20 protein-coding genes are annotated in these 19,927 nt (G+C 65.1%); all 20 read left to right on the top strand.

All coding sequences use genetic code 11. The features are described 5' to 3' along the window. Position 1 precedes the first annotated feature (1 nt). The 20 genes from NTZ43_10900 to NTZ43_10805 all read left to right on the top strand — a co-directional run bounded on the left by NTZ43_10900 (position 2) and on the right by NTZ43_10805 (position 19,927). Positions 2–889, top strand: a complete 888-nt coding sequence (locus NTZ43_10900; GenBank protein MCX5767718.1) for an alpha/beta hydrolase — start codon at positions 2–4, stop codon at positions 887–889. 36 nt (positions 890–925) lie between these two features. Beyond that, positions 926–1,381: a hypothetical protein gene (locus NTZ43_10895; protein MCX5767717.1), complete on the top strand. Its 456-nt coding sequence runs from the start codon at positions 926–928 to the stop codon at positions 1,379–1,381. 41 nt (positions 1,382–1,422) lie between these two features. Then, entirely contained in the window at positions 1,423–3,033 is a 1,611-nt protein-coding gene (locus NTZ43_10890) for a PHP domain-containing protein (GenBank protein MCX5767716.1), read from the top strand. Between the two features lie 53 nt (positions 3,034–3,086). Then, on the top strand, positions 3,087–3,728 hold the full coding sequence (gene nth, locus NTZ43_10885) for an endonuclease III (GenBank protein MCX5767715.1): 642 nt from the start codon (positions 3,087–3,089) through the stop codon (positions 3,726–3,728). Between the two features lie 20 nt (positions 3,729–3,748). Then, positions 3,749–4,255: a hypothetical protein gene (locus tag NTZ43_10880; protein ID MCX5767714.1), complete on the top strand. Its 507-nt coding sequence runs from the start codon at positions 3,749–3,751 to the stop codon at positions 4,253–4,255. A gap of 62 nt (positions 4,256–4,317) precedes the next feature. Continuing rightward, positions 4,318–4,773 carry a peptidylprolyl isomerase gene (locus tag NTZ43_10875; protein MCX5767713.1) on the top strand — a complete coding sequence of 152 codons (456 nt, stop codon included), beginning with the start codon at positions 4,318–4,320 and terminating at the stop codon, positions 4,771–4,773. Positions 4,774–4,832: 59 nt separating this feature from the next. Beyond that, on the top strand, positions 4,833–4,997 hold the full coding sequence (locus tag NTZ43_10870) for a hypothetical protein (protein ID MCX5767712.1): 165 nt from the start codon (positions 4,833–4,835) through the stop codon (positions 4,995–4,997). Between the two features lie 73 nt (positions 4,998–5,070). Continuing rightward, positions 5,071–6,909 carry a heavy metal translocating P-type ATPase gene (locus tag NTZ43_10865; GenBank protein MCX5767711.1) on the top strand — a complete coding sequence of 613 codons (1,839 nt, stop codon included), beginning with the start codon at positions 5,071–5,073 and terminating at the stop codon, positions 6,907–6,909. Between the two features lie 84 nt (positions 6,910–6,993). Next, complete coding sequence (gene ccoN, locus NTZ43_10860; protein ID MCX5767710.1) at positions 6,994–9,192, top strand: cytochrome-c oxidase, cbb3-type subunit I; 2,199 nt, start codon at positions 6,994–6,996, stop codon at positions 9,190–9,192. 2 nt (positions 9,193–9,194) lie between these two features. Continuing rightward, the gene (locus tag NTZ43_10855) at positions 9,195–9,386 is read left to right on the top strand and encodes a cbb3-type cytochrome c oxidase subunit 3 (GenBank protein ID MCX5767709.1); all 192 of its coding nucleotides are present in this window, start codon (positions 9,195–9,197) and stop codon (positions 9,384–9,386) included. 9 nt (positions 9,387–9,395) lie between these two features. After that, entirely contained in the window at positions 9,396–10,022 is a 627-nt protein-coding gene (locus NTZ43_10850) for a c-type cytochrome (protein ID MCX5767708.1), read from the top strand. Beyond that, entirely contained in the window at positions 10,019–11,437 is a 1,419-nt protein-coding gene (ccoG, locus tag NTZ43_10845; GenBank protein MCX5767707.1) for a cytochrome c oxidase accessory protein CcoG, read from the top strand. The genes NTZ43_10850 and ccoG overlap by 4 nt, the downstream gene beginning before the upstream one ends. Then, positions 11,434–11,937 (top strand): FixH family protein, encoded by a 504-nt coding sequence (locus tag NTZ43_10840; GenBank protein ID MCX5767706.1) that lies wholly within the window; start codon positions 11,434–11,436, stop codon positions 11,935–11,937. The genes ccoG and NTZ43_10840 overlap by 4 nt, the downstream gene beginning before the upstream one ends. Continuing rightward, on the top strand, positions 11,934–12,635 hold the full coding sequence (locus tag NTZ43_10835; protein ID MCX5767705.1) for a sulfite exporter TauE/SafE family protein: 702 nt from the start codon (positions 11,934–11,936) through the stop codon (positions 12,633–12,635). Before NTZ43_10840 ends, NTZ43_10835 begins: the two co-directional genes overlap by 4 nt. Further along, positions 12,625–15,060 carry a heavy metal translocating P-type ATPase gene (locus tag NTZ43_10830; GenBank protein ID MCX5767704.1) on the top strand — a complete coding sequence of 812 codons (2,436 nt, stop codon included), beginning with the start codon at positions 12,625–12,627 and terminating at the stop codon, positions 15,058–15,060. Before NTZ43_10835 ends, NTZ43_10830 begins: the two co-directional genes overlap by 11 nt. Continuing rightward, the gene (ccoS, locus tag NTZ43_10825) at positions 15,057–15,254 is read left to right on the top strand and encodes a cbb3-type cytochrome oxidase assembly protein CcoS (protein MCX5767703.1); all 198 of its coding nucleotides are present in this window, start codon (positions 15,057–15,059) and stop codon (positions 15,252–15,254) included. Before NTZ43_10830 ends, ccoS begins: the two co-directional genes overlap by 4 nt. 39 nt (positions 15,255–15,293) lie before the next feature. Then, a complete protein-coding gene (locus NTZ43_10820; protein ID MCX5767702.1) occupies positions 15,294–16,673 on the top strand; it encodes a CHASE3 domain-containing protein in 1,380 nt (459 codons plus the stop codon). A 101-nt stretch (positions 16,674–16,774) separates the two neighbouring features. Continuing rightward, a complete protein-coding gene (locus NTZ43_10815; GenBank protein ID MCX5767701.1) occupies positions 16,775–17,440 on the top strand; it encodes a TetR/AcrR family transcriptional regulator in 666 nt (221 codons plus the stop codon). Then, positions 17,437–18,816, top strand: a complete 1,380-nt coding sequence (locus NTZ43_10810; GenBank protein MCX5767700.1) for a TolC family protein — start codon at positions 17,437–17,439, stop codon at positions 18,814–18,816. The genes NTZ43_10815 and NTZ43_10810 overlap by 4 nt, the downstream gene beginning before the upstream one ends. Before the next feature lie 34 nt (positions 18,817–18,850). After that, a complete protein-coding gene (locus NTZ43_10805; GenBank protein MCX5767699.1) occupies positions 18,851–19,927 on the top strand; it encodes an HlyD family secretion protein in 1,077 nt (358 codons plus the stop codon).

The following is a 19,927-nucleotide window of genomic DNA, read 5'->3' as shown; positions in this document are numbered from 1 at the left end:
TATGTCTCCCGCCGCCATTCCCGAACCTCGCATCCACGGCTTTACGCAGCACACCGACACGCCGCTTTATTGGTGCCGCTACGGCAGCGCCGGCGCGCCGCCCATCGTCGTACTGCACGGCGGCCCCGGAGCGCACCACGATTACCTGCTCCCGCAGCTGCTCGACCTCGCCGACACCTTTGACCTGCTCTTTTACGATCAGCGCGGAGGGGGCCAGTCCAAGACCGACGATCGCACCCCCATCACCTGGCAGACGCACGTGGCGGACCTCGCCGCTGTGCTCACAGAGCTCGAGCCCGCGACGCCGACGATCCTCGGTTATTCCTGGGGCGGGATGCTCGCGCTTCTCTACGCCGTGGAGGCAGCTGCCGGGCGGGTGACCCCCGCCCCCTCGCGACTCGCCCTCGTTGACCCCGCTCCGCTCTCCCGACAGTGGCGGTCCGAGTTCGAAGCCGAATTTGCGCGCCGCCAGACGAGCAGCGAAGTACAGACCCTGCGCAGCGCCCTCGCCGCCTCCGGACTCCGCGAAAGCGACCCCGTGGCGTATCGCCAGCGCACCTTCGAACTCAGTGTGGCCGGCTACTTTGCCGACCCCCGACGCGCCACTGACCTTACTCCATTTCGAGTCACCGGGCGGGTCCAGCAATCGGTGTGGGAAAGCCTTGGGGAGTTTGACCTCATTCCCGCCCTCGCCACCGTGCCCATCGACGTCCAAATTGTCCACGGACGGCAGGATCCGATCCCGCTCGCGTCCTCCGAAGCGGCGGCCCGCGCCCTTGGGGCGGAGCTGGTGGTGCTGGAGGACTGCGGCCACGTACCGTATGTTGAAGCACGTAGCTCCCTGATGACCGCGCTGAGGCGGTTCCTCCGGCGACCGGATGCCGTCTAACGACGCCGCCGATTTGACCCGACAGCACACGCCCCTATGGCCTCTTTCGACGAAATCTCACAACCGCATTTGGCCACCATCGACAGCGAAGGTCGACGGTATAATGTGACCGTGCGCGTCGGTTACGATGGCGTGGAGTACGTCGGTCGCCTTTGGTTTGCCGACGAGTCGTGGGACGACCTCGGTCTCCCAGACCGCGGTGCCCTCCCGGGACGCACCAAAGAAGAAGTCCTCACGGCGGCACATCGCCTGACAACGGAAGATCTCGTCAAGCGCCATCGGCGCGCCCTCTCCGAAAAACGGCGCTTCCACGGACTTCGGAAAGCAACGGACGACATTCTCGCCAAGATCCGCTATCTCAATCAGGTCGCCATCTCCATGCGCGCTGGCCTTCTCGATGTCGAGGGCGCTGCGCAGGAAATCGACCTCACGGAGAAGCAGCTGCACTCCCTCATCGATCGCCTCGCCGCGTTCGCGGGCATCGAAGACTGATCGCGCCCTGACGCGTGCCACTGCCGCACGCTTCCCACCTCGTGGCCGAGCTCCACGCCCTGCTCGAACTGCAGGGCGTTGACACGCACACCCCCGACGTCAGCCAAGCCGTTGCCGAACTGGAACGCGACGGCGAGTGCACCCTGCTCGACCGACTGCGTGAGTCCACGCCCGAAGGGCTCTTTGAGATGCTACGGATTCCAGGGCTCGGCCCGTCGCGCATCCGTCGGCTGCACGAAGGGCTCGGCATCGACTCCTTACAAGGACTCGAAGCGGCCGCCCGCGACGGCCGCCTCGCGAGGCTCCCACGGTTTGGCAGCGCGATGGCCGAGCAGATTCTTCGCGGCATCAGCGGATTACGCGAGACCGGCACCGCGTTTCTGCTCCCCCACGCCAGCGCCGAAGCCGAACGCCTGTTGGCGATGGTGCGCGCCCTTCCCGCAGTGGAACGCGCGGCCGTGGCCGGCGCCGTCCGACGGCGCTGCGAAGTCGTGCGCGACCTCGACATCGTCGCCGAGTGCGTCGGCGATCCGAGTGCCGCGGCCGCGCAGTTCGCCCGTGGCGACGCCGTGCGGTCATCGCTTGGCAACGGCACACCACGCGTCACCATCCGGTTCAACGACGGCACGCGGCTCAACCTCCACTGCGTTCCGGCTCGTGAATTCGTAGTGGCACTCTGGCGCGCCACGGGCAACGAAGCGCACGTGGCCTCGGTCGTCACCCACGCCGCGGCAATGGGGTTCCGCCTCGGCGACGTGCTCACGGATGCGCTCGGCAGCACCGTACCACTCGCCGATGAGCCAGCGCTCTACACCACCATTGGCCTCGCCTATGTTCCGCCCGAAATGCGCGAGGGACTCGGCGAAACCAATGCGGCGGCGTCACGCACGCTGCCCACGCTCGTTACGCTCGCCGACCTGCGCGGCGTGCTGCATTGCCATTCGCAATACTCCGATGGCGGCACGACGATCGCCGAACTCGCCGACGACGCCAAGCGCCGCGGCTGGTCATACATCGGCATCAGCGACCACTCGCAGTCGGCGTTTTACACGGGCGGCCTCACGCGCGAGTCTATTGATCGCCAGCACGCGGAAATTGACGAACTCAACGCACGCCTCGACGGCATGCGCGTATTGAAAGGGATCGAAGCGGACATTCTTCCCTCGGGCGATGTGGACTACCCCACCGATGTGACCGACGGATTTGATTACGTCATTGCGTCGGTGCATTCGCGATTCGGGATGAACGAAGAGCAGATGACCGAACGCGTGCTCAAAGCGCTCGACGATCCCCGCGTGACCATCCTCGGGCATCCCACGGGCCGACTCTTGCTCACACGCGAGGCGTACCCCATCGACATGCAGGCGGTACTCGCCAAAGCCGGTGCCGACGGTGTGGCCGTGGAGCTCAACGCCGACCCGCATCGTCTCGACCTCGACTGGCGCCTCTGCCGCGACGCACGCCGCCATGGCGTGCGCATTGAAATCGGCCCCGACGCACACTCGCGCCAAGGCCTCGACCACGCCGCACTCGGCGTGGACATCGCCCGCAAGGGATGGCTGACCGCCCGCGACATTCTCAACGCCGGTGACGCCGACGCCGTGCTCGATTTTTCTCGCACCCGCCGCGCTCGCGCGGTGGCCGCGCACTAAGGCGACGCATGTCACCACATCGCAAAGCGTCGGCGCGAAGCAAAGGCCGCCCGATGGGCGCCGCCGCGCTGTTCTCGCACGCGGCAGAAATCGAACGGCGATTGCTCGTGGAGTACCCCGACGCGCACTGCGAACTCGACTTCGCCACGCCGCTGCAACTGCTCGAGGCCACCATCCTGAGCGCGCAATGCACGGATAAGCGCGTCAACATGGTCACCCCCGAGCTGTTCAAGCGATATCCGACCGCGGCGGCGCTCGCCGACGCCGAGATGGAAGAGCTTGAAGAGGTCATTCGCAGTACGGGCTTCTACCGGAACAAAGCCAAGAGCCTTGTGGGCATGGCGCAGGCGCTGGTGGACGATCACGGTGGCGAGGTTCCGCGCACGATGGCGGAACTCATCAAGCTGCCCGGTGTGGGGCGCAAGACCGCAAACGTTATTCTCGGCAATGCCTTCGGCATCAACGAAGGGATCGTTGTGGACACGCACGTGGCACGGCTCGCCGCGCGCTTTGGATTCACCGACGAAACCGATCCAGTAAAAGTGGAGAAGGCGCTGCTTCCCTTGTTCCCTAAAGATTCGTGGACGAAGTTTTCGCACTTACTCATCTGGCACGGCCGCCGCACCTGCGACGCCCGCAAGCCCCGCTGCGAGTCGTGCTCGCTCCGCGACATCTGCCCGTCTGCGGACGTGTGAGTGCGCGGCATCACCGACCAATGACCGTGCGATTTGCACCCCGCGCGTCGCGGACGGTAGGCCTCTTCGCGGCAATCGCAGCACTGCTCGCGGCCGCGGCATGCGCGCCGTCGCCCCCAACACCCGAGCCCGCGCCTGCAGCGCCTCCCGCAGCCGTCGTGCCGACGGGAAGCGACCTGTGCTACCTCACCGTCGCCGAGGCGGTAAAGAATCCGCGACTCGAGGTTGAGCGCGTGCCCTCACCCGTGAAGATGGATCCGCCGGTCTTCAAGCCGCCGTATCCGCGTGGCGTGTTTGGCAAAGGGAACTACATGGAGCTCACGTGGGAGGTCCTAGTGGACACCCTTGGAAAGCCCAATATGTCCACGTTCATCGTGCTCAAGGCATCGCATCCGTGGTTTGCAACGCAGGCGCAGAAGGCGGCAGCGAAATGGACCTTTACGCCGGCCGAAAAGGGTGGCTGCAAGGTGCCACGCTTCTATAAATTCGGTATCAGTTCGGGCCCCAAGCCCACCAAGTCGCCCTGAGTGGGCGGCACCGCCCGTCGCATCGTGCGCCGAGGCGTTCCACGCACTAGAATTCCTGTCATATGACCAAGACTGCGACGTTCGAAACCAACATCGGCACCATCGTGGCCGAACTCTACGAGACGGACGCCCCGATCGCGGCCGCCAATTTTGAGAAACTCGCCAACGCGGGCTTCTACGACGGACTCAAGTTCCATCGCGTCATCCCTGAGTTCGTAGTGCAGGGTGGCTGCCCGAATACCGGCAAGGACCCCAAGGGCCCGCCGGGCACCGGCAGCCCAGGCTGGACCATCAAGTGCGAAACCAAGGGGAATCCGCGCACGCATACGGTGGGCGCGCTCTCGATGGCGCACGCCGGCAAGGACACGGGCGGAAGCCAGTTCTTTATGGTGTTGAGCGAAGACAACACGCGGCACCTCAATGGCGTGCATACGGTGTTCGGTCAGATCACCAGCGGCCTCGATGTGATGAAGAAGATCAAACAGAACGATTCCATGACGACGGTACGCGTCGCCTAACGCGCCCCACCACGCGCCCAACCACGCGTCGCCTTCGCTTCTTTCTCGAGGATTTTCCCATGTCCGGCAACCACCATCCCTCCGATCGTAACGCGGCCTTTACGGGCCTCATTGTTGGCGCCGTTGCGATTGGCATCGTGCTGTACGGCATCGTGCTTTTGACCAACGCGCAGTACGCCAAGGAAGCCGGGGCGCCCAAGCCCACGGCAAGCGCTGTCAGGTAGCGTCGTGACCGCTCCATTGCAGGAACCAGATCGCCCCTCGGCCAGTGGTCGGGGGGCGATTTTTTTTGCGATCGTGTCGTCACCTGCCGCGCGGTTGCCATTGGCGGTACTCGCCTCCCTCGTGGTGGGAGCCATCGTTCGGATCTTTGACGCCACGCTCGCGGACCGCGTCTGGCTGGTAGCGCTCGTGCTCACGGGGGCGCCCGTCACGTGGAAAACGCTGCGCGGCTTGTTCGGTGGTCACTTTGCGGCCGATGTCGTGGCGATGCTTGCGATCGTCACGGCGGTGGTGCTGCGCCAGCCGATTGCCGGCCTCGTCATTGTCCTCATGCAAACGGGTGGCGAGTTGCTCGACGCCTACGCCGAAGGCCGCGCCTCCGATGCGGTGCGTGAGTTGGAACGCGCCGCGCCGCGTGTGGCGCATCGCGTGCGCGGAGAGACCACCGAAGACATTGAAGCGGACGCCATCGTCCCTGGCGATCTGCTCCTCGTGCGTCCCGGCGAAATGGTCGCGTGCGACGGCATCATTGCCGACGGCGCGTCGCACATCGACGTCGCGCGCCTCACCGGCGAACCGTCGCCGGAATTTGTGACCGCCGGTTCCGTGGTGCGCTCCGGCTCGGTCAATCAGGAATCGGCATTTCGTCTGCGCGCCACGGCTCCCGCACGCGACAGTCTGTACGCGCGCATTGTGGAACTCGTGCGGAGCGCCCAGGCAGAAAAATCGCCCATCCAGCGCCTCGCCGACCGCTACGCCATTTGGTTCACGCCGATCACCATCATCGCGTGCGCGCTTGCCTGGTTCCTCTCCGGCGATGCGTTGCGCGTGCTCGCCGTCCTCGTGGTGGCCACGCCGTGCCCGCTGATTCTCGCCACGCCGGTCGCGATCATCAGTGGTATCAACCGCGCGGCACGGCACCAGATCATTGTGCGCACGGGGAGCGCGCTGGAGCAAATCGGCTCGGTGGATGCGGCGGTCTTCGACAAAACCGGCACGCTGACCATCGGCTACCCAGAGCTCTCCGAGGTCCGCCCTGCCGACGGCTTTGACGAGGCCACCCTGCTCTCACTGACCGCCGGTGTGGAGCATGCGAGTGGGCATCTCTTGGCGCGCACCACGGTGTTGGCGGCGCAGGCGCGCGGGTTGCGGGTGCCTGAGGCGCGTGACTCTGTAGAGACGCCCGGCCGCGGAATTTCCGGCACCGTTGATGGGCGCAAAGTATCGGTGGGTTCGCTGCGCTACGTGGCTGCCACCCAACCCTCCGCCGCGTCCGGATTGGCGGCGCTGCACGAAGAGGGCGCTGGTCTCCGCGCGTATGTCGCGATCGATGGTGCGGCAGCGGGCGAACTTCGCTACGCCGACCACGCGCGCGAAGGGCTCCCCGCCTTTTTCGCGCGGCTCAAAACGTTTGGCGTGAACCGAACCGTGTTGCTCTCCGGCGACCACGAAAAGAACGTCGCAGAGATCGCCCGTACCCTCGGCATTACCGAAGCACGCGGCGACATGCTCCCTGACCAAAAAGTGGCCGTGGTGAAGGAGTTGCTCGCCGCCGGGCACAAAGTGTTGATGACCGGCGACGGCACCAACGACGCCCCCGCGCTCAGCGCCGCCACAGTTGGCATTGCCCTCGCGGCGCACGGTGGCGGCATCACAGCAGAAGCCGCCGACATCGTGCTACTCGCGGACGACGTCACACGCGTGGCCGACGCCATCGCGATCGGCCGGCGCGCCACACATATCGCGCGGCAAAGCATCTTCGCGGGACTCCTGCTGAGCGGCGCGGCGATGGTCGCGGCCGCGCTGGGGTACATCCCGCCGACCGTCGGAGCGCTCTTGCAGGAGGCCATCGACATCGCGGTCATCCTCAACGCTCTCCGAGCAGGAACTGGACCGGCGTCAGAGATTCCCTGACAGTCGATTCAATAACTGAGGATTGTGGATAACCGGTATCTGTCCTTTCTTATGGGCTGTCCTTCCGCGGAGATTCCCCACCATATGAACGCGCGTCTCGATTCCTTCTCGTACGACGACGATATCGTACGAAAGTTCCTGTTCGCGACCATCATCTTTGGTCTCGTCGGGTTCCTTGTCGGCCTCATCGTTGCCCTGCAGCTGGCAAACCCGGCCTTCAATCTTGGCCCGATCCTGACCTTCGGGCGGTTGAGACCGTTGCACACGAATGCGGTGATTTTCGCATTCGCGGGTAACGCCTGGTTCTGCGGAGCCTACTACTCCACGCAGCGTCTTCTCAAGACGCGCATGTGGAGCGACGGCCTCAGCAAGTTCCACTTCTGGGGCTGGCAGGCGATCATCGTCGCGGCGGCGATTACGCTCCCCTTGGGCTTTACCCAAGCCAAGGAGTACGCCGAACTCGAGTGGCCGATTGACATCGCCATCGCCGTGGTGTGGGTGGCCTTCGCCATCAACTACTTCATGACGCTGGCCAAGCGCCGCGAACGCCACATCTACGTGGCGATCTGGTTCTTCATTGCGTCGATCATCACCGTGGCCGTACTGCACATCTTCAACAACCTGTCCATTCCGGTCGGGCCGTTAAAGAGCTACTCGATATACGCGGGTGTGCAGGACGCTTTCATGCAGTGGTGGTACGGCCACAACGCCGTCGCGTTCTTCCTCACGACGCCGTTCCTCGGTCTGATGTACTACTTCATGCCGAAGGCCGCAGAACGACCGGTCTTCAGCTATAAACTCTCGATTCTGCACTTCTGGTCGCTGGTCTTCTTGTACATCTGGGCCGGCCCGCACCACCTGCACTACACCGCGCTCCCCGACTGGGCGAGCACGCTCGGCATGGTCTTCTCGGTGATGCTGATTGCCCCGAGTTGGGGTGGCATGATCAACGGCCTGCTCACGCTGCGTGGCGCCTGGCACAAGGTGGTCGAGGAACCGGTACTCAAGTTCTTCGTGCTCGCAGTGACGGCCTACGGCATGAGCACGTTCGAAGGCCCGATGCTCTCTATCAAGTCGGTCAACGCGCTCGCGCACTACACCGACTGGATTATTGCCCACGTGCACACCGGTGCGCTTGGCTGGAACGGGTTCCTGACGTTCGGCATGATCTACTGGCTCGCGCCGCGCCTCTTCCAGACGCAGCTCTACAGCAAGAAACTGGCGGAGACCCATTTCTGGGTGTCGACCTTCGGCATTCTGCTGTATGTGGCTTCGATCTACAGCGCCGGCATTACGCAGGGGCTGATGTGGCGTGCCTTTGACGAGACGGGGCGTCTGCAGTTCCCCGACTTCATCGAAACCACGATGCGCTTGATGCCCATGTACTGGGTGCGCGTCGCGGGTGGCACGTTGTTTATCATCGGTGCGTTGATCTTCGCGTACAACATCCTCATGACGTGGCGCCGGCGTCCCGCGGCCTACGAAGTGCAAGTGGTCACCGCAGCACCGCTCAGCGCCCAGCCGGCACCGCACCATGCGCCGGCCGCTGGCGGAGCGTTCGCTCGGCTCATTGGCATGGGGTGGCACCGCAAGTGGGAGGCCGCACCGCTCCTCTTCACGGTGATGGTGGTGGTCTGCGTACTGGTGGCGTCGCTGTTCGAAATCATCCCGACGTTCCTCATCAAGTCGAACGTCCCGACGATCGCGAACGTCAAGCCCTACACACCGCTGGAACTCGCCGGCCGCGATCTCTACATCCGCGAGGGCTGCTTCAACTGCCACTCGCAAATGATCCGTCCGTTCCGGTACGAAACCGAGCGCTACGGCGATTACTCCAAGCCCGGCGAGTCGGTGTACGATCATCCGTTCCTGTGGGGCTCGCGCCGCATCGGTCCGGACCTCGCGCGCGAAGGCGGCAAGTATCCCGCCCTCTGGCACGTGCGGCACATGGAAGATCCGCGCTCGCTCTCGCCCAAGTCGATCATGCCGGCGTATCCGAGCCTGCTCAAGAACAGCCTCGACTTCGGCGGTATTCAGAAACGTGTTGACGCGATGGCGATGCTTGGCGTGCCCTATGGCGAGGCCGTGAACAAGGCCGAGCAGATGGCGCGTGATCAGGCGACCGTGGTCGCGACCGACATCCAAAAGAACGGTGGACCGGCCGGATTGCAGGACAAGGAAATCACCGCGCTCGTCGCCTATCTCCAGCGTCTTGGCACGGATATCAAGAAACCCGCCGGCGTCGCAGTGGCGCCGATCCCGGCGAAGGCCGGGGGCAACTGATCGTGCGCAGTCTCGCAGACGTCGTGGGCGCGTCCGGACTCTCCGGCTACGCGATCGTGGCGTTGATCCTGTTCTTTCTCGCCTTCGTCGCCGTGGCGATCAATCTGCTCCTGCCGTCGCGCTCCGCTCTCTATGAGCGCGCCGGCAGGATGCCACTCGACGACTTGAACCCCCAGACTCCTCGCGAGCCCTGAGGCTACCCAATGACGAAAGCTGGTGAAGATCGCCCCATCATGGACCACGAGTACGACGGCATTCAGGAGTTCGACAATCCGATGCCGCGCTGGTGGCTCCTCCTGTTCCTCGTGACCGTCATCCTCGTGCCGGTGTACTATTTCGCGCCGGGCGACATCGGTGCTGGCGCCAAAAAAGCAGAAGTGTATGACCGGGAAATGGCCGCCTTCGCGGCGGCGCATCCCAATCAGGGCGGCGTGAACGTGACGCCGGAGCAAATGGCCGCCATCGTGGCGGACAAAGCGGAAGTCGAAAAGGGAAAAGCGCTGTTCAGCACGAACTGCGTCAGCTGCCATCGCGCCGACGGCGGCGGGCTCATCGGCCCCAACCTGACCGACGATTTCTGGGTGCACGGCAGCTCGCCCGTGGAAATTCACACCACGATCGATCAGGGCGTGTTGGCCAAAGGCATGCCACAGTGGGGAAAGCTCCTGAAACCCGAGCAAATCAATTCCCTCTCGGCATATGTGGTATCGTTGCATGGCACCAACCCGGCCAATCCCAAGGCGCCGGACGGTGTGCTCGCCACGTCGGCTCCGGCCGCTCCCGCCGCCGCCACGCCCACACCCAGCGCTGACCCAACAAAGAAGCCGTGACCGCACCAGCCCCCACCGAGCGCGTCCTCGCCACGCTGAACGCTGACGGATCCAGACGGTGGATCCGGCCCAAACTCTCCAAGGGCAAGCTCTGGCAAAGACGTCGCTCGGTGGCTTTTGGGCTGATGGTGCTCTTCCTCGCGATTCCGCACTTTCGGCTCAACGGCAAACCGTTGATGCTGCTCGACCTCCCGCGGCGCGAGTTCACGTTGTTCGGCACCACCTTTCTGCCGACCGACACCCTGCTCCTGATGCTCCTCGGCATCAGCCTGCTCATCGGCATTTTCCTGCTCACCGCGCTCTACGGGCGCGTCTGGTGCGGATGGGCCTGCCCGCAGACCGTGTACATGGAGTTTCTCTTCCGTCCCATTGAGCGCTGGCTCGAGGGCGGGTGGGGCGGCTCTCGGCAGATGGACAAGCAGCGGCAACACTTCCATCCGCGTCGCCTCGCCAAGTACGCCATCTACGCCGTGCTCGCCGCGATCCTCGGCAACACCTTCCTCGCCTACTTCGTGGGCACCGACGCGTTGCAGCACTGGATGCTCTCGTCGCCATACGAAGAGCCGGTGCCGTTCGTGGTGATGGCCGTGGTGACGCTGATGGTCTTTCTCGACTTCACCTGGTTCCGCGAGCAAACCTGTCTCGTTGCCTGTCCCTACGGGCGCTGGCAGGCCGTGCTGCTCGACAAACAATCGCTGATTATCGCGTACGATCCTGCTCGAGGTGAGCCGCGCCGCGCGCCCAAGAAAGGACTGCCCATCGCGGGTGCGTCCGTCGGCGACTGTGTGGACTGTAACGCCTGCGTGAACACCTGCCCCACCGGCATCGACATTCGCGATGGACTGCAGATGGAGTGCATTCACTGCACCCAGTGCGCCGACGCCTGCGACACGGTGATGCGCAAAGTCGGCAAGCCCGAAGGACTCGTCCGGTACACGTCCAAGGAAGCACTCGAGGGCCACGTCCGGCATTTCATTCGCCCGCGCACCGTGCTCTACCCGTTGGCCTTTGCGCTGTTCTTTGGCGGATTTATTTACGCGCTCAAGACCAAGGCCAAAGCGGACGTCACGATCCTCGGCGCCATCGGACAGCCCTTCTCCCGTGAACCCGACGGCTCCGTGGTGAATCAAGTCCGCGTGAAAATCGCGAATCGTTCAAACGGGGTGCGTCGCTACGCCGTTGAGTTGCTCGATGCCGACGGCGCGAAACTCATCGCACCGGAACTGCCGCTGACGCTCACCAACGGCAAGAACGCCGCCACGAGCATGTTCATCATCATGCCCGAGTCGGCGTTCCACGACGGTACGCACCGCATCACCTTGCGCGTGACGGATGATGCCGGATTCTCGCAACTGATTCCTTGGCGTCTCCGCGGACCGGACGAACACGAGCGCGAATCCCGAGAGCATAAATGATGAAGAAAGGATGGTATTGGCCGTGGCTCGTCGGCGGAATGTTGCTGGCCACCGCGGTGAGTCAGGGCTGGATGTACTGGACCGCCACGCACGACGCGTCGATGGCCATCGAGCCGGACTACTACAACAAGGGCGTCGCGTACGACTCCGTGGTCGCGCAGCGCGACGCGAGCGCGCGACTCGGCTGGAAGATCACGCTCACGGCGGGCTCGCTCGCCGATCACGCCTCGGACGTCGGCATCATGCTGAGCGACTCCGCTGGTGCGCCGATCACGGGTGCGCATGTCACGGTCGCGGCGATCAACAACGTCGTCGGCGCACGACACGTGGAATCGGCGCTTCCGGAACGCGGAGCCGGGCGATACGGCGCGGTGCTCGCGCTCGACCGTCCAGGGCTCTGGGAGTTCCAGATCGAAGTGGTGCGGGGCCGCGATCGGTTTGCCATTGACCTGCGGGCCGAAGTCTCGGCCGCCGCGACACCGGCCGCGCCAGCGCGGTGATCGCGCTCGTCGCATCCGTTTTTGTCGCAGCGTTGCTCGGCAGTGCTCACTGCGCGGGCATGTGCGGCGGACTGGCCTGCTTCGTCGCTGGCACCGGCCCGACCAGTGCTCGCGCCACGTTCGGCTATAATGCGGGACGGCTCGCCGCCTACGCGGCACTCGGCGCCATTGCTGGAGCGGCCGGCGCAGGGTTCGATCGCGCTGGAGAAATCACCGGCATCGCGCGTCCCGCCGCCATTGTGGCCGGTTCGCTCATGATCATCTGGGGCGCCTCCACCGCGCTTGTCGCCGCGGGAGTGCGGATGCCGACGCTCGGAGTGCCGCCCTTCATGCGGGCGGCACTCGCCCGTGCGCTCAAGAGCGTCAGTGCGCGCGACCCGCTCGTACGGGGCCTCACACTTGGCGTGCTGACACCACTCCTTCCGTGCGGATGGCTCTATGCATTTGTCGCCACCGCCGCCGCCGCGGGCACCGCCACGAGCGGGGCGATCGTGATGGCCGCGTTCTGGCTCGGCACTGTCCCGGCGATGGCCGCGCTCGGACTCGGCGCGCAATCGCTGCTCGGGCCGCTGCGGAAGCGCTTGCCTGCCGTCACCGCCGCGGCGATGGTTGTATTCGGCTTGCTCACTGTTGTCGGCAAGTTCGGCCCTCCGGCCATGCACGCCCACCAACACGAAGCCCCCACGCATGGTCAGTAGCGTTCGCGCGGAACAACCGACCACGGAGGCCACGGAACTCATCGCGTGCGCACACTGCGGTCTTCCGGTCCCTACCGGATTCCTCGAACCCAGCGCGCTGCGGCAGTACTGTTGCGCTGGATGTAGCACCGCCTGGTCGCTCATTCACGAGCACGGCCTCGAGGATTACTACTCGTTTGTAGAACGCCGCGAAGGGCCTGTCGCGGTGAGCGGACGTTCGTTCGAAGAGTTTGACCACGACGCATTCCGTGAGCTGTACGTGACGCCGCGTACCGACGGTCTCGTCGAAACCGATCTCTACCTCGAGCGCGTGCACTGTGCGAGTTGTGTGTGGCTCGTCGAGAAGATGCCGCTCGCCATTCCTGGCGTGGCGCGCGCCGAGCTCGATGTGGGGCGCGCCCTCGCCCACATCGTGTGGGATGCCACCAAGACGCCGCTCTCACAGATCGCCGGCTTTCTCGACCGCCTTGGCTATCCGCCGCATCCGTACCGCGGCGGCAAGGCCGACGAACTGCGCAAGCGCGAAGACCGTGCGTCGCTGACGCGCATCGGCGTGGCCGGCGCCATCGCGGCCAATGTGATGATGATCGCGATTGCGATCTACGCGGGCTGGTTCGGCGGCATGGACCCCGTGTTCCACCGCTATTTCCGCTGGTGGAGTTTTCTGTTGACCACGCCTGCCGTGCTCTGGCCTGGACGGGTGTTCTTTGTAAGCGCGTGGGGCGCGCTCCGGCAACGCGCGTTGCATATGGACGTGCCCATCGCACTCGCTATTGGCGTGGGATATTTGCGCGGATCGTGGAATACAATTCGCGATGCCGGCCCCATCTACTTCGATGGTGTGGCCACGCTCATCTTTCTGCTACTCGTCGGACGCTTTCTTCAGCAACGAGCGCAGCGCGCCGCCGCCGACTCCGCCGAACTTCTCTTTTCGCTCGCGCCATCCACGGCGCGCGTGGTAGACGGCGAGCAGATTCGCGAAGTCCCCACGCAAGCGGTGCTCCCCGGTGTCACACTTGATGTGCGCGCGGGCGACACCCTCGCCGCCGACGGCGTAGTGCTGACCGGTCGATCGTCGATGGATCTCTCGCTCCTCTCTGGCGAATCGCGACCGGTGGCAGTCGCCGAAGGCGCCGAGGTGTACGCGGGCACCATCAACCTGAGTGCACCGCTCCGCGTGCGCGTCACCAGTGCCGGCGAGCAGAGCCGACTCGGCCGCATTCTCAAAGACGTGGAAGACAGCGCCCGCCGCCGCGCCCCCGTGGTGCGACTCGCCGACCGCATGGCCGGCGGATTCATTGCCGCCGTCATCGCGCTCGCGACACTCACCTTTCTGATTTGGGTGCGCAAAGACACCTCCAGCGCTATCGACAATGCGATTGCGATGCTCGTGGTGACCTGCCCGTGCGCGCTCGCCCTTGCAACGCCGTTGGCCATCACCGTGGCAATAGGGCGCGCCGCGCAACAAGGCATTCTCGTGAAGGGTGGCGACGCACTTGAGCTGCTCGCCAAGCCGTCGCGCCTCATCCTCGATAAAACCGGCACGCTCACTGAAGGCCGCATGCAGCTCGTGCAGTGGGACGGCCCCGACGATCTTCGCGCGGCGGTGCTCGCGGTGGAACAACACTCCCGTCACCCCGTGGCATCTGCATTCCTCCGCGCGTGGGGCGATCCCACGCAGATCGCGAGTGATGTGCGCGAAACTATTGGTGGTGGGCTCGACGGCGTCGTCAATGCGCGCCGCGTGGTGATCGGCAAACCTTCGTTCGTCCTCGAGCGCGCCGCCGGCTCTGCTGAACAGTTCGCCGCGCTCGACGACGCGCTCACCCCCGTGCTTGTGGCCGTCGATGGCGTGGTGGTCGCGCGCGCCGGGTTCGGCGACCCCCTGCGCGACGGCACCAAAGAGGCCCTCGACACGCTGCGCGCCGCCGGCTGGCGCATCGGCATTCTCAGCGGCGACGATCCGCGCGTCGTCGCCGCCACCGCACGTGCCCTCGGGATTCCGCAACACGAATGCCGAGGCGGCGCGTCACCCGAAGACAAACGCGCGACCATCGAAGACGCAGCGCGCTCGGGAACGGTCGTCATGGTGGGCGACGGGGTCAACGATGCCGCCGCCATTGCTGCGGCCTCCGTCGGCGTGGGGGTGCGCGGCGGCGCCGAGGCCTGCCTTGCCGCTGCCGATGTTTTCCTCACGCGCGCTGGGCTCGTACCGTTCCTCGAACTACAAACCGGCGCGCGACGCACCGTCACGCTGATCCGCCTCGGCATCGGTTTCTCGTTATTCTATAATCTGGTCGGAGCCGCTCTCGCCCTCACGGGGGTCATGGATCCGCTCATTGCGGCCATCGTGATGCCGGTCAGTTCCCTGAGTGTTGTTATCGCGGCTTGGCGCGGCCGCACCTTCACCGGAGCTACCACGTGAGCGTCTTGTATGTGTTGGTCCCGCTCGCGCTGTTGCTCGTCATCGGTTTTGTCGTGGCCTGGGTGTGGAGCGCACGCGACGGGCAGTTCGACGACCTACAGACGCCGGCGCTCCGCCCGCTGCTCGACGACAAGCCGGAGCGTCGCCCCGCGGATGCGGCAACGCACTCCACAGACCCGTCGTCCGCGGCCTAGCGGGCGGCACTAACACCGCAACCGGCGTATGTTTCCTTCGTGACGCGCCTCCCTGCCCGCCGGTCTCTCTCCCCGGCATCAGATTTCCCCGGCACCGCCTGGCGATTTTTTTTCTCGGGCCTCGCCTTTCTCGCCATCGCCGGCGCGGTGGCGTTCGCGTCCATTCGCAACTTGCGCAATGACGCCGCGCTCGTCACGCAGTCCAGTCAGATTCTCGCCGTGCTCGCAAGCGTAGACGGTGAACTGACCAAAGCCGGATCGGCACGCCGAGGCTTTTTGCTGGTGCGCGACAGCAGCTTCGTCCGGCAGTACCGGTCGTCACGCGATCACGTCGACGATCTGTTTGAAGAACTCAAAGAGTCAACCAACGACGCCCCCGCGAGCACCCGCGAGCACCTGCGGCATCTGCGAGCCGCCGCCGGTCAGCGCCTCGATCTGATGGCGGTGTCGATCCGGAATGTCGCGACGGATCACGAGGCGCCGCAGGAACTGCTGCCGAACGACGAGAACGCTCGCAAGATCCGAGACGAACTCAACGAACTCGTCGCCGAAGAACGGCGCCTGCTCGCCACCCGCGAAGGACGCGCTGAACTCACCGAAATCGCAGCCGAAACATCGATGGCCGGTGGCTTCACGCTCGCCCTCGCGCTCTTCTTTCTCGCGTGGCGACGGTCCGTCCGCTCGGCGCTCCAGCGCGACGAGTCGGAACGCCTCCTTGCCGAACGCGCGTTGGAGCTCGATGTCGCCAACCGGCAACTCGAGCAACTGCTCTTTGCGGCTTCGGGACGACTCCAAGATCCGCTCCGCGCCATTCAAGACGCCGCGCTTTCTATTGCCCGTCAGGCTAGCTTGCAACAGGCGGAGCGTGCGCCCGCTATGGCGCAGCTCAGCGAGGGCGCCTCACGCATGAGCCGCATCGTCTCCGACCTGCGCACGTATGCACAACTCGTCGGATACGAGCCCGCACACGACCGCCTTGCCCTCGACGACGTCGTGCAGCGCGTCTTGCGAGAATTCGCTCCGCGCCTCAAAACGGCGAATGGCGTCGTGCACGTGGACCTATCCCTGCCACATATTGTCGGCGACCGGCGATTGCTGGAATGGGCGCTCGTGCAACTCATCGACAACGCCCTCTCCTTCTCCAAACCTGGAACGGCGCCGGCGGTGTACGTCGGAGCACGCGCGAGCGAAGGGCTCGCCACGCTCTACGTCCGCGACGAAGGCATCGGCATCCTACGCGACTACCACGCGCGCATCTTCGGCCTGTTCGAGCGACTCGCTCCCGAAATGCACCCGGGGAGTGGCATCGGCCTCCCCATCGCCCAGCGCGCCGCCGAACTCATGGGGTCGCGCGTACAGGTGGAGTCTGAGCCCGGCGTCGGCAGCGAGTTCACACTGGTACTCCCGCTGGCACGATAAGGCGCTTGACAGCTTACTGACCGCACAGTTATTTACTTGATCGGCGGGGAAACCCGTCTTTTCTACTACTCAGTAAATGACTTACCGGTCAGTTATATAGAATGAGCAGCTCCACTCCACTGACACATGACCCCAAGTGGAGGCGGCTCCCCGAGGAGCGGCCTCGCCAGATTCTCGAAGCGGCAATCGCCGTGTTCGGGGAACATGGCATTGCCGCCGCCAAGCTCGAGGAGATCGCCACACGCGCCGGCGTTTCAAAAGGCACCATCTACCTCTACTTCCCCAGCAAAGAAGACCTCTTTCGCGAGGTCATTCGCCAAGTGCTCGTGCCGCGCATTGCCCAAGTGGAGCATCAACTCACCGGCGGCACGGCGATTGAGCAGATCGAACGCTACCTGCGCGTGCACTGGCACTATTTCGACCGTCCCGAAGCCGCCAGTTGGCTCCGCCTCGTGCTCTTTGAACTGCACAAGTTTCCGGATCTCGAGCAGTTCTATTTCGACGAAGTCGTCGCGCTCTCCAACCGCGTGCTGGGCGATGTCCTCCGTCGCGGAGTAGCCAGCGGCGAGATCCGGCAGCTCGACCCTGCGGCCTCGGTCTCGCTCATCAAGGCCGTCCTGCTGATGCATGTCATCTGGATGAGTTCTCCCGCAGCAAAAGCCTCCGCCCGCGCTCCCCAGCACACCATCGACGGCATCGTCGATTTTGTGCTTCACGCTCTTCGTCCCGACGCCCCAGCGGGCGTCGCCGCTCCGGTACTCCCGTGATCCTCCTACGTTCCCGTGTGCGACACACGCTCGCGGCCACGCTCCTCGCCGCGCTGACCGGCGCGCTGATGAGCGCGCCCGAGTCCGTTGCCGCCCAACAGCCAACTGTCACGCTCACCCTCGGCGGCGCCGCGCGACTCGCCGCCGAACGAAGCGCGGGCACCGAAATCGCCCGGTCCCGTATGGACCAGGCCGATGCGCGCCTTCGCCAACGCCGTGCCGAGTTCCTTCCCTCGATTATGGCGGCCGTGGGCGAGAGTGAGCACACGTTCAACAGCGCGAGTTTTGGCATTTCGTTCGCAGATCCGGTCAGCGGCAAGTCGCTGTTCAATCCGAACGGCCAAGTTTTGGGCCCAGTAAAAATTTGGGACGTGCGCGGTACGCTCCGTCAAAGCGTCTTCGACCCCGGGGCCTTTGCTCGCATGCGCGCGTCGCGCGCGAGTGCGAGCGCCATTGGCACAGAAGCCAACGGCGCCGCGCAGCAGGCGGCTTCCCTGGCGGCGGCTTCGTATGTGCGCGCGTTGCGCGCCGACGCACAGTGGCTTGCCCGCATTGCCGACTCCACGCTCGCCGCTGAACTGCTCAGCATTGCGCGCGACCAACTCGCGGCGGGGATGGGCATTGCACTCGATGTCACCCGCGCCCGCTCGCAACTCTCGGCTGCCCACAGTCAACTCATCGCCGCTCGCATCGAACGGGACCGTGCGCGCCTCGATCTGGTGCGCGCCCTGAACCTTCCCCTCGGCACCGTCGTGGCGTTGGGCGATTCGCTCCGCGCCTCCCCCGCCAACGGCGAGCTACCGAGCATCGCGGAGGCGCTCGATCGCGCCACGCGCACCCGCGCCGACCTTAAGACTATTGGCGAACAGATCACGGCAGCCGAACGTCAACTCGACGCCGTGCGCGCCGAAAACCTGCCGTCGCTCTCCGCCTTTGCCGACCACGGCCCCACCGGCGGATCTCCCAACCATCTGCTGGGCACCTACGCGTGGGGGCTGCAGATTTCCGTGCCGGTGTTCGATGGCTTCAAGCGTGACGGACGGATGGACGAACAACGCGCCTCCATCCGCGAGCTCGATGCCCGTCGCCGCGAGATCACGCAGCAGGCCGCGGCCGATGTCAGTGCCGCATTGCTCGACCTCGGCGCCGCCGGCGAACAGCTGGCCGCCGCCGACGAACGCTTTGGATTGGCCGAGCAGGAGCTGGCGCAGGCCCGCGATCGTTTTCGGGCCGGTGTCTCTGGTAACGCCGACGTGATTGCCGCGTCGCTCGGGCTCAACGCCGCGCGCACGCAGGTGGTGGATGCCCGCGCCGGTGTGCTGGCCGCGCGCGTGTCGCTGCATCGCGCGCAAGGCAACGTCACCGACCTTCCCTGATCAACTTTTTTCCCTTTCTGAGACGACGCCCCGTATGGCTTCTCCCAATACTTCCACGGCCGACACGGCCGCCCGCCCGCGCAACAAGGCGCTGCCCGTGTTGCTCGTCATTGCCGCCATTGGCCTCGTGTGGGGCGGCAAGACCGTGCTCTACAATCAAGCGCACGAGAGCACCGAGAACGCGCAGTTTGATGGCACGATCATTCCCGTCATTGCCAAAGTCGGCGGCTTTGTGACGGCGGTGCGTGCTGTTGAAAATCAGCGCGTGGCGATTGGTGATCCGCTCGTGCAAATCGATACCGCTGAATACCTCATGCGCGTGCAGCAGTCGGACGCCGAGCTGGCCGCCGCTGAGGCAGCGGCTGGCAGCGCTGGCTCCGCTGGGCAAGCCGAGGCGGCGGTGCAAAGCGCGTCGAGTCAGCGTTTGGTGATTGATGCGCAGATTCAGTCGGCGCGTGCGGCGGTGGCCAAGGCCACAGCCGATCTCGCTCGAGTGAAGGAACTCGTGGCCAAACAGATCGTGTCGCGTCAACAGCTCGATGCGGCGCAGGCCTCCGCCGATCAGGCGAACGCAGCGCTGGCCGCGGCCGAACGCCAGTCGGCAACCGCCACCGCGCAGTTCGCGGGCGCGCAGGCCGGTGCCAAGTTCGCGCTTGCGCGGCTCGCCGGCGCACGCGCGACGCGTGCCAACGCGCTGCTGCAGCTCGGCTATACCCACGTCACGGCACCGCTCGCGGGTTCCGTGAGTCGGAAGCAGGTGGAAGTGGGTCAGTTGGTGCAGGCCGGCCAGCCATTGCTCACGCTGGTGTCCGATACGAGCGGGCTGATTGTCGCCAACTTCAAGGAAACGCAGTTGGCCAACATGAAGCTCGGACAGTCGGTCACCGTCGAGGTCGACGCGTACCCCGGCTGCGACGCCGTTGGCACGGTGGAGAGCATGAGCGCCGCCACGGGGGCGCGCTTTGCGCTGCTGCCGCCAGATAATTCGACGGGCAATTTCACGAAGGTCGTCCAGCGGGTTCCGGTGCGCATCAAGGTGACCACGGGCTGCGGCGCCACGCGGCCACTGCGCCCGGGCATGAGTGTGACCGTGCACGTCAGCACTAAGTGA

Source organism: Gemmatimonadota bacterium, from assembly GCA_026387915.1.
Classification (GTDB): domain Bacteria; phylum Gemmatimonadota; class Gemmatimonadetes; order Gemmatimonadales; family Gemmatimonadaceae; genus Fen-1231.
This window is presented reverse-complemented; position numbering and strand designations above follow the sequence as displayed.